Here is a 9,721-nt window from a genome sequence, read left to right as displayed (position 1 = left end):
TCGCGCTCCGGTCGCAGCATTCACGAGAACCGCCCCCATCTCACGCCATCGGATTTCACCGTTCGGCGCCGATGGTATGCACGCCGAGAGGCCTGCACAGGGCCGGATTCGGCGATGTCGATGTGGGGTTGCGACCGCGTCGAACCGCGTGCTAGCCGCGCTGGTTCGAGGTTTTCAAACAATGGTTCGCCGGCATCGCCCGCACTGTTAGAAACAGCCATTGCCAGGGTTCCCGGGCACCGTCGAGCAGAATTGAGAACACCATGACCGTCGCATCAGTGGAGTTCCAGGCGAAGATCAAGGAGATCGTCTGCGAGATCCTGGAGCTCGACGAGGACGAGGTGAGCGACACCAGCCTCTTCAAGGAGGACCACGACGCCGACTCGCTGCGCGCCATCGAGATCCTGGCGTCGCTGGAGAAGGAGTTCAAGGTCGTCATCGACCAGGCCGAGCTGGCCCGCATGGTCAACCTCGCGGGCGTCTACGAGGTCGTCGGCGAGGCCGCCTGCCGGTGACCCGGCTCGCCGAGGACGGGCGCTCCCGCGGGGGCGCCCGTCCTCCGCGCGGGCGCCCCCGACGGCGGCGACCGAGCAAAGGACCGGCAGTCCCGCCCGACAACACCCGCCTGGAGGCAGCCGTGGCACGCGCGACAACCCTCGGGCGAAGGCTCGTCCTTCCCCGGCCCAACCCCGACGCCACCCGCTCGCTGGTGTGCCTGAGCTACTGCGGCGGCGGGACCGCGCCCTTCCGGGCCTGGGCCGGGGTTCTGCCCGCCGACGTGGAGCTGGCCATCGTCTGCTACCCGGGCCGGGAGAGCCGCTACGGCGAGCCGTTCTGCCGGGACTGGTCGGCCCTGGCCGAGGACACCATGGCCGCCCTCGCCCTGCTGGGCCCGCGCCCGTACGCGCTGTTCGGGCACAGCATGGGTTCGGTGCTGGCCTTCGACGTGACCGCGGCGCTGGAGCAGCGCGGCGGCCACGCACCCGCCGCGCTGGTCGTCTCCGGCGGCGACGCGCCCAGCCGCTACGCCGCGCAGCGCGCCAAGCCGCCCACCGCGGCCGACAGCGACGAGCGGCTGGTGGCGTGGCTGCGCGACACCGGCCAGGTCGACGCCGAGGTGCTGGGCGATGCCGACCTGCGCTCGATCGCCGTCGACCTCCTGCGCGCCGACCTGGTGGCCGCGGAGACCTACCGGTACACCCCCGGCGTCACCGTCGCCGCCCCCGTCCACCTGCTCTACGGCGCCGACGAGGACGAGCCCGCCGCCGACGTGACCGCCCGGTGGCGGCTGCTGGCGCGCGGTGAGTTCCAGGCCGACGTGCTCGCGGGCGGGCACTTCTACACCCCCGCCGTCTGGGCCACGCTGCCTCAGCTCATGTCCGTGTCCTCCACCGTGTCCTCCACCGTGCCGTGGGCCGTGCCGCCCGCTGCCCGCTGAGCCGGGAATCTCCACCCAGCGAGGGATGGCCATGCCTCCTCGGCGTGATGGAATCCGCGCCCGCGACCGCCAGGCTTGGGTCAGCGGAAACCACCGTGCCCGGCAGCCACCGGGCGCCGATGACAAGGACAAGGTCATTGACTGACACGCAGACCGCCGCCTCCGCGCCCCGCGCGGAGGCCCCGTCCGGGGGCAAGGCGCGGACCTGGGCGGGCTGGGCGGGCATGATCTGGTCGCTCGTCTACATCCCGCCGCACCTCTGGGTCGCCTTCGGCGGCTCGGCGGACATCATGGGCATCCCCGACCCCGGCGCGACCGAGAAGGCGGCGAACTGGGGGGCGAGCGTGCTGTGCCTCGGCGCGGCGCTGGTGTCGTTGGCGCTGGTCAAGCCCTGGGGGCGGATCGCGCCGCGCTGGCTGCTGCTGGGCATCGCGTGGGGCGCGGCCGTGGTGGCGCTGCTGCACTGGGGTGTGCTGAGCGTGCTCATCGCGCTCAAGCTGAGCGGGGTCATCGCCTACGAGGCCCAGGACGAGTACTTCACCGTCGAGAAGCTGGCCAGCATCGACCGGTGGAACCTGTTCGTCTTCGAGCCGTGGTTCCTCGGCCTCGGCGTCTTCCTGATCATCGGCGCGGTGCAGTCGCGGCGGCTCGCCCAGCAGTGGAAGAGCGACTCGACGCCCGCGCTGCCCGGTTGGATGGTCGCGACTGGCTGGGCCAGGGCACTCGGCCTGCTCGGCATCGCCGCGACGCTGGTCATGCACGTGGTGTGGGCGACGGGCAGCAGGTTCCTGCTGGCCCCGCAGGCCAACACCGGCATCGGCAGGCTCAACGACTGGTGGGTCTACGACGGCGCGGTCGCCCTGCTCTGCCTGCCCGCCGCGGTCCTGCTGCACGCCCTCGGACGGCCGGGGGCAGGCCCGTCCGGCGCGGCGAAGGCGATCGCCGGGACGATCACCATGCTGGGCTTCCTGCAGGTGCTCTGGGGCGTGTTCACCTTCGACTGGTGGATCTACGCGGTGTACGGCCCGCTCCTGACCGGTGTCGGCCTGCTCTTCGAGCTGACGGTGCAGCGCGCCGCCCTGCTCGCCGAGCGTTCCCCGGCCACCGTCGGAGTCTCGGCCGAATAGAAGATCCGCGTATCGAGGAATTGAGAGCACCGTTTCCGGGCGAGACGGAAAGTAGTTTTACTGAGAACGGCCGGAGTCCGCACTCCGGCCGTTCTCCTTTCTGTCACCCAATTCGGACGGCGGTGCCCGCATGACTCCGACGACCCTCGAACGCGCCGTGTTCGGGATCTTCTCCACCCATTCGCTGCACCTGGCCGCCAAGCACGGGCTGTTCGCCGCGCTGGTCGCCCGACCCGACCGCACCCCCGCCGAGCTGGCCATCGACCTCGGGGTGGACGAGGCGACGCTGGAGCGGCTGGTGCTGGTGCTCACCTCAACCGGGGTCCTGTCGCAGAGCGGCGGCCGGGTCCGCGTCACCGACGACGCCGTGCCCTATGTGGACCCGGAGAGCCCGCGCTGCCTGCTGGGCTTCGTGGAGCACCTGGTCGCCGACACCGCCGAGCGCATGGGCCACCTGGACGACTACCTGCGCAAGGGGAAGGCCGCCGTGGACGCGGGCCTGCCCGCGCCGTTCGAGGTGATCTACCGCGACGAGGAGTCCACCCGGCGGTTCGTGACGGCCATGTGGCAGCTCAGCTTCCACGTCTCCGACGAGCTGGCCCGCCTCGCGGAACTGGGCGACGCGCGCCGCCTGGTGGACGTGGGCGGGGCCAACGGGCCGTTCTCGGCCGCCGCGCTGGGTGTCTACCCGCGCCTGCGGTCCACTGTGTTCGACCTGCCCGCGGTGGCGCCGCACCTGGCCGAGACCGCGCGGGCGCACGGGCTGGGCGAGCGGCTCTGCTTCCAGGCGGGCGACTTCTTCGCCGACCCCCTCCCGGAGGGCGACTGCGTGGCCTTCGGCTACATCCTGTCCGACTGGGACGACGAGACCTGCGCGATGCTGCTGCGCAAAGCCTACGACGCCCTCCCGCCGGGCGGCCGGGTCCTGGTGATGGACCGCCTGTTCGACGCCGACCGGTCCGGGCCGCAGGCGACCGCGGTGATGAACCTGTCGATGTACTTCGAGACCGAGGGCCGCCACCGCACCGAGGCCGAGCTGACCGGCCTGCTGCGGCGGGCCGGGTTCGACGGCTGCTCGGTGCGCAGGTCCTCGGCCGACAAGCACCTGGTCCTCGGCACCCGCGGAGCGCGGCGATGACCATCACCGACGTCCTGGTGCCCACGCTGCCCCCGCGCGTCGCGGCCATGGCCCGCAGGCTGGCGGCCACGCCGCTCGCCGACCTGGACCCCCGCACCCTGGCCGAACTGGACACCGTCCACGAGCGCGCCCGCACCGGACCCGACACCGAGGAGAACCGGCTGTTACGCCTGCTGACCCGCCAGTTCAGCACCCGGACGGCGATCCCCGACTACTACCGCTACACCGGAATGCACGTCTACGACTGGTTCCTCTCCCGGCGCGAGGACGTCTTCGGCGGCTGCGTGCTGGCCCTGCACGGGGCGCTGCTGGAACTGGCCAGGGTGGAGCGCACCGCCGCGCGCAGACCCTCGGCCCCCGAGCACGTCCTGGAGCGGCTGCGCCGGCTGGGCCCGCTCACCGACCAGGTGCTGGACCTGCCCCTCGCCCCGGACGGCCTCGCGCGGGCCAGGGACCTCGCCGAAAGCGGTGTCGACGACGCGCGGTTGGGCCACGACCTGCTGGTGCTGGCCGCCTGCACCGGGCACCGCCGCTCCGACAAGCACGACGAGCACGTCTTCCTGAGCGCGGTGTACGTGTGCGAGATCGTGTTCTTCCTGATCCGCTGGAGCGCCAGGCAGGCCGTGGACTCCACCGTCGACCGCCGCGTGTGCCGCTTCCACCTCGACCGCGCCACCGCCTGCGCCGAGCTGCTCAGCGCGACCTTCCACGTGCTGAAGACGCTGTCGCCGGCGATGTTCCTGTCCTTCCGCGACGCCACCGGCGACGCGAGCGCGGTCCAGTCGCTCAACTACCACCTGATGGAGCAGGTGCTCTACGGCTACGACGACCGCAAAGCCCCCATCTACCAGCGCCTCGCCCACCTCCGCCCGCTCGCCGAGGCGCCGCTGCGGGACTTCGCCTCGCTGCGGTCGGTCATCACCGCGACCGGGGACGACGTCCTGACCGAGGCCTACGGCAGGCTCGACCGCACCCTGCTCACCTGGCGCGGCAGGCACTACGGGTTCGGGCGCACCTACCTGCCGGACATGGAGGGATCAGGCGGCACGGAGGGCGCGAGCTACCTGAAGATGCACATCCACAAGGACGGCCTGGGCTCCGGTGACCGGGTCATCGACCCCGCCTCGGCCCTGTCGCGCTTCGCCTTCTCCTGACGCGCCGCGGCCCCGTCCACTCCCCCCAGGAGGTGGACGGGGCCGTTGTCCGTTCGCGGTCAGTTCCGCCGGAAGCTGCGCAGCGCGCACGGGATCGCGATGAGGGCGATCACCAGGCAGCTGCCCACCGCCGCGCCGAGCATGGCCAGGTCCGCGGTGCCCGTGGCCAGTCCGCGCGCCGCGGAGATGGCGTAGGACAGCGGGTTGACCGTGGCGAACGCCCGCAGCCACCCGGGCAGGTTCTCCACCGGCACGAAGGCGTTGGAGGCGAACATCAGCGGGAAGGTCGCCAGCGACCCGACGGTCTGCAGGATCTCCGGGGAGCGCAGCCACGAGGCGAACCACATGAACACCCAGCCCAGCGACCAGCACAGCACGGCGGCGACCAGCAGCGCGCCCACCACGCCCAGCACGCCGCCCGGCGGGGAGAAGCCGAACAGCAGCGCGGCGAGCACCGCCATCGCGGTCAGCTCCGAGGCGCTGCGCAGCACATCGGCGAAGCTGCGCGCGGCCAGCACCGACCCGGTCCTGATGGGCATCGACCGGAACCGGGGGATCAGCCCGTTGCGCAGCTCGGTGGTCACCGCGACCCCGGACTGCAGACCGGCGGTGAGCCCGGTGGTGACCAGCAGGGCGGGCAGGATGAAGTCGATGTAGTCCAGGCCCGGCGGGAATCCCGGCACCAGCGCGATGGCGCTGAACACCTGGCCGAACAGGATCAGCAGGACCAGCGGCTGGATCAGGCTGAGCACCACCAGCCGCGGGTCGCGGTACAGGGCGCGCAGCGACCGGCCGGTGAGCACCGCCACCTGGGTCAGCACGGAGCTGGGCGCCCACGACGGCCTGCTCAGCGGGGGGGTGGCGGCGGGCGCGGCCTCGATCGCGGTCATGGTGGCTCCTCGCTAGCGCCGCGCGTCGGCGGGGGTGAGGTGGAGGTAGACGTCGTCAAGGGAGGGTTCGGCGAACCGCACCGCGGTCACCTCGGCCCCGGCGGAGTCCAGCGCGCGCACGACGGCGGTGACGCCCGCCGAGGTGGCCACCGGGGTCATGATGGCCAGGGAGTCGGCGACCGGGCTCAGCCCGGCCCGGCGCAGCGCGCCCAGCGCGGCGTCCACATCCGAGCCCGACGCCAGTTCGGTGGTGACCGAGCACTGCCCCAGCTCGCGCTTGAGCTGCGCGGCGGAGCCCCGGGCCACGACCCGGCCGCCGGCGAGCACCACGATGGCGTCGGCGAGCCGGTCGGCCTCCTCCAGGTACTGGGTGGTCAGCAGGACGGTGGACCCGTGCGCGACCAGGCTTTCCACCATGGCCCACACCGCCCGCCTGCTGCCGGGGTCCAGACCGGTGGTCGGCTCGTCCAGGAAGATCACCTCGGGTCCGGCGACCAGGCACGCGGCCAGGTCGAGACGCCTGCGCATGCCGCCGGAGTAGCCGCGCGCGGGCCGGTCGGCGGCCTTGGTGAGGTCGAAGGCGGCCAGCAGCTCGGCGGCGCGCTCGGCGGCCTGCCTGCGGCTCGCCCCGTACAGCCGGGCCAGCAGCACCAGGTTGTCCCGGCCGGTGATGCCCTCGTCGAGGGTGGCGAACTGGCCGGTGAGCCCGATCCGCGCGCGGACCGCGGCGGCCTCGGTGACCACGTCGTGCCCGGCCACCGACGCGCTGCCCGATGTCGGCGGGGTCAGGGTGCTCAGGACGTTGACCAACGTCGTCTTGCCCGCGCCGTTGTGGCCGAGCAGACCGAGGACGGTCCCCCTCGGCACGGTGAGGTCGACCGCGTCGAGCGCGGTCACCAGCCCGGTCTTCGGCGACTCAAAGGTCTTGGTCAACCCCCGGACGTCGATCACCATCTCGACCACCACACCCTCCCGGCTCGACAGCGCGACGCTACGAGCGGCCCGCGAAGGGGGTCAAGCGATCGCGCCCGTGCGGCCAAACTTCTCGATATGGCACTGTTTCCGGCGCCGGTCCGCGAGACCATGACCGCGTTCGTCGCCGAGCCCACCGCGGAGGAGCACCATGACGTCCACGCCCGCCACCCCGCCCGCCGCGCGCGCACTTCCCTTCGTGGTCACCGTGGACCGGGAGCGGTGCAACGGCGTCGGCATCTGCGAGGGCTGCGCGCCCGAGGTGTTCGAGGTGGACGATCACGGCGAGCTGGTCATCAAGGCCGAGACGGTCCCCGACGACCTGCGCCCGGCCGTCGCCGACGCGGTGGTCAGCTGCCCGACCACCGCCCTGAGCCTCACGCCCGGCGCAGCAGCCCCACCGCCACCGCGGCGGTGAGCAGGGCGCACCCGGCGGCGAGCAGCACGACCTCCACGACCGGCAGCACGAACGGCGTGGAGGGGATGCCCGCGCGCACGACCACCCACATGACCAGGCTCGCGCCGATGGCGATGGCCCCGCCGATCACCGCGCCGATGAGGCCCAGCGCCAGTGACTCCCAGGTGACCATCCGGCGCAGTTGCGGGCGGGTCATCCCCACCCTGCGCAGCACGGCGAACTCCGCGCGCCGGGAGCCGAAGGAGATCGCGGCGGTGTTGGCCACCGCCAGCAGCAGGTACAGCAGCGCGGGCGCGCACAGCACCCAGGCCCCCAGGCGCAGCAGCCTGCCCTGCGCCCCGGCGGTCCGCTCCACCCACTCGGCGGTCGTCTGCCCGCCCAGCGCCGCCGCCACCCCCGCGGCGGACACCCCGTCGGCGACGGTCAGGTGGCGGGTCTCGGTGACCCCGTCGCCGCGGTGCCGGTCGAGCAGCCCGAAGGGCAGCAGCAGCTTCTGGTTCAGCGAGCCGCCGTCGAAGACCGCCACCAGGCGCACCTGGGTGGTGCTCCCGTCGGGCAGGGCGACCGGCAGGCGCGTTCCCAGCTTCCAGTTCACAGTGGACATGTAGTCCCGGCTGCCGACCGCCCCCGCGGCGCCGAAGGCGGCGAGGTCGCCGTCCACCCCGCGCAGCGACAGCACGGCGGACACCGCGGCGGGCTCGACCGCGACCGCGTCGACGTTCTGCGGCGGGGTGTCCGGCCCGACGGTCACCGCGACCGAGCCGTGCAGCACCCGGTCGTCGCGCACGACTCCCGGGGTCGACGCGGACGGGCGGCTGTCGGTGACCACGTCACCGGCGTAGTACTCCCGCGCCGCGGCGACGGTGCCCGCCGACAGCACCGCCGTGGCCCCCAGCAGCGAGCCGGTGACCCCGATGGCGAGCAGGATCGGCCCGGCCGTCGCCGCGCTCCTGCGCACCCCGGCGCGCAGGTTGCCGCCCGCCAGCGCCCCGCTGGCCGCGGTGAACCGGGCCAGCGGCGCGGTGACGAGCCTGCTGACCGGCCCGACGAACACCGGGGCCAGCAGCGCGCCCGCCACGACGAACGGGAACGCCAGCCCCATCGACAGCGGCATCCTGGCCTCGGCGTCGATCCCGGCCAGCCCGGCGACCATGGCGAGCCCGGCGGCGAGGGCGAGCAGGCCGAGCACCCAGCGCCGGCGGGTCATGACGCCGGACTCGACGTCGGCCTCCCGCAGCGCGGCGAGGGCGGGCAGCCTGCCCGCCGTGCGCGCCGCTCCCCGCGCGCCGAGCACGCACACGCCGGTCCCGACGAGCAGCGCCACCGGCAGCGACACCACCGCGCCCAGCGGGGTCAGGGCGAAGCCCGGCGGGACCGCCCCGGTCGCGGGCAGCAGCACCGTGAGCCCGACCGCGCCGAGCAGCCCGAGCAGGTACCCGCCGCCGGCCCCGAGCAGGCCGACCACCAGCGCCTCCGCGCGGACGACGGCGGCGATCTGGCGCCCGGTCGCGCCGACCAGCCGCAGCAGCGCCAGCTCCCGGGCGCGGCTCGCGACGGCGAAGTTGAGCGTCGCGGCGATGATGAACACCGACAGGAACGTGAACAGCACTGCGATGAACGCGAACACCGTGCCGACCGCGCGCATGCCCTCCTGGCCGTCGGCGGACTCCCCCGGCGACGCGGCCGAGACCAGCACGGCCACCGAGGCGGTCAGGGTCGCGACTCCCAGGGCGACGGCGAGGAAGGAGCCCGCGAACGCGCCGCGCCGCTCGGCGATGGTCCGGCGGGCGATGGCCAGCATCTCAGGCCACCGCCCCGGCAGCCGCTTCCAGCACGGCCATGCGCTTGGCCACCACGGCCGCCGTCGGCGCGGTCACCACGTCCACGATCCGCCCGTCGGCCAGCAGGATCACCTCGTCGGCGTGCGCGGCGGCCACCGGGTCGTGGGTGACCATGATCGTGGTCTGGCCGTGCTCGTCCACCATCCAGCGCAGCAGGGTCAGCACGGTGCGGGCGGTGGTCGAGTCGAGCGCGCCGGTCGGCTCGTCGCCGAAGAGCACGGCGGGCCGGGCCGCCAGCGCCCTGGCGATGGCCACCCGCTGCTGCTGGCCGCCGGAGAGCTGGGCGGGCATGCGCGCGCCGAGCCCGCCGAGCCCGATCGAGGCGAGCAGCTGCCGGGCCAGGTCCACCGGCGGCCTGGCGCCGGCCAGGGTCAGCGGCAGCAGCACGTTCTGCTCGGCGCTGAGCGACGGGACCAGGTTGAAGGACTGGAACACGAACCCGATGCTCTCGCGGCGCAGTTCGGTCAGGGCGTCGTCGCTCAGGCCGGAGAGCGCCCGCCCGTCGAGGCGGACCTCTCCCCCGCTGGGCCGGTCGAGGCCGGACGCGCAGTGCAGCAGTGTCGACTTGCCGGACCCCGAGGGCCCCATCACCGCGGTGAAGGTGCCCGCGGCGAAGTCGCGGCTGACGCCGCGCAGGGCGGCCACCATCGTGTCCCCTTCCCCGTAGGTCCGGCTGACGTTGTCCAAGCGCAGGACGGCGTCGTCCACCAGGGCCCCCTTCTCCTCTGGGCGTGGATATGCGT

At 73.5% G+C, this 9,721-nt stretch carries 10 protein-coding genes; 6 read left to right on the top strand and 4 right to left on the bottom strand.

Features of this window, described 5'->3' with window-relative positions:
- The first annotated feature begins 263 nt into the window (after positions 1-263).
- The 5 genes from ACFPM7_RS06330 (at position 264) to ACFPM7_RS06310 (ending at position 4,857) form a co-directional block, all read left to right on the top strand.
- Positions 264-515, top strand: coding sequence for an acyl carrier protein (locus ACFPM7_RS06330; RefSeq protein WP_378244802.1), 252 nt, complete (start codon positions 264-266; stop codon positions 513-515).
- 122 nt (positions 516-637) lie between these two features.
- On the top strand, positions 638-1,438 hold the full coding sequence (locus ACFPM7_RS06325; protein ID WP_378244800.1) for a thioesterase II family protein: 801 nt from the start codon (positions 638-640) through the stop codon (positions 1,436-1,438).
- 137 nt (positions 1,439-1,575) lie between these two features.
- A complete protein-coding gene (locus ACFPM7_RS06320; protein ID WP_378244798.1) occupies positions 1,576-2,565 on the top strand; it encodes a DUF3995 domain-containing protein in 990 nt (329 codons plus the stop codon).
- 130 nt (positions 2,566-2,695) lie between these two features.
- A complete protein-coding gene (locus tag ACFPM7_RS06315; RefSeq protein ID WP_378244796.1) occupies positions 2,696-3,703 on the top strand; it encodes a methyltransferase in 1,008 nt (335 codons plus the stop codon).
- On the top strand, positions 3,700-4,857 hold the full coding sequence (locus tag ACFPM7_RS06310) for a tryptophan 2,3-dioxygenase family protein (protein WP_378244794.1): 1,158 nt from the start codon (positions 3,700-3,702) through the stop codon (positions 4,855-4,857). Before ACFPM7_RS06315 ends, ACFPM7_RS06310 begins: the two co-directional genes overlap by 4 nt.
- 59 nt (positions 4,858-4,916) lie before the next feature.
- Here the strand turns inward: ACFPM7_RS06310 and ACFPM7_RS06305 are convergent, their stop codons facing one another.
- Both ACFPM7_RS06305 and ACFPM7_RS06300 read right to left on the bottom strand, forming a co-directional pair.
- On the bottom strand, positions 4,917-5,747 hold the full coding sequence (locus ACFPM7_RS06305; protein ID WP_378244792.1) for an ABC transporter permease: 831 nt from the start codon (positions 5,745-5,747) through the stop codon (positions 4,917-4,919).
- A gap of 12 nt (positions 5,748-5,759) precedes the next feature.
- A complete protein-coding gene (locus tag ACFPM7_RS06300) occupies positions 5,760-6,701 on the bottom strand; it encodes an ATP-binding cassette domain-containing protein (protein WP_465251835.1) in 942 nt (313 codons plus the stop codon).
- Positions 6,702-6,870: 169 nt separating this feature from the next.
- Here ACFPM7_RS06300 and ACFPM7_RS06295 point away from each other — a divergent pair, with 169 nt between their 5' ends.
- Positions 6,871-7,137 (top strand): ferredoxin, encoded by a 267-nt coding sequence (locus ACFPM7_RS06295; protein WP_378244788.1) that lies wholly within the window; start codon positions 6,871-6,873, stop codon positions 7,135-7,137.
- Here ACFPM7_RS06295 and ACFPM7_RS06290 read toward each other — a convergent pair.
- Together ACFPM7_RS06290 and ACFPM7_RS06285 are read right to left on the bottom strand one after the other, a co-directional pair.
- Positions 7,097-8,938, bottom strand: coding sequence for an FtsX-like permease family protein (locus ACFPM7_RS06290; RefSeq protein ID WP_378244786.1), 1,842 nt, complete (start codon positions 8,936-8,938; stop codon positions 7,097-7,099). The genes ACFPM7_RS06295 and ACFPM7_RS06290 overlap by 41 nt on opposite strands.
- Position 8,939: 1 nt before the next feature.
- Entirely contained in the window at positions 8,940-9,686 is a 747-nt protein-coding gene (locus tag ACFPM7_RS06285; protein WP_378244784.1) for an ABC transporter ATP-binding protein, read from the bottom strand.
- Positions 9,687-9,721: the final 35 nt, after the last annotated feature.

The sequence above is a fragment of the Actinokineospora guangxiensis genome (assembly GCF_042657845.1).
GTDB lineage: Bacteria > Actinomycetota > Actinomycetes > Mycobacteriales > Pseudonocardiaceae > Actinokineospora > Actinokineospora guangxiensis.
Note: the sequence above shows the minus strand (reverse complement) of the source record. Positions and strands in the feature narration are given on the sequence as shown.